The sequence below is a fragment of the Streptococcus mitis genome (assembly GCF_001074635.1).
Taxonomy (GTDB): domain Bacteria; phylum Bacillota; class Bacilli; order Lactobacillales; family Streptococcaceae; genus Streptococcus; species Streptococcus mitis_E.
Window position 1 is genome coordinate 1 of record NZ_JUQO01000066.1, and the last position, 221, is coordinate 221.

General features: G+C 32.6%; 1 protein-coding gene. It reads right to left on the reverse strand.

The features are described 5' to 3' along the window. Positions 1–221 (reverse strand): hypothetical protein (locus tag ADI58_RS11270; RefSeq protein WP_049521353.1); only part of this gene is annotated, 221 nt, incomplete at both ends.

Genomic DNA, 221 nt, shown 5'->3' on the forward strand with positions numbered 1-221 from the left:
ACTTGCTTTATCTAAAACATATTCTCCATCACTTGTTGTAAGAGTAGAAACTTCGTCTCCTGCATCATTTAATAAAGTTAATGTATCAGGGTTAAGGTTAACTTGTTCTCTATTAGGACCTTGTTCAGTTCCTTTGTTAAAGTTAACAGTTTGATCTTTATCAGCTCCTGTTTCTACTGTATCCAACACAATTCTTGATACTTGTTTTTTACCTTGTACAT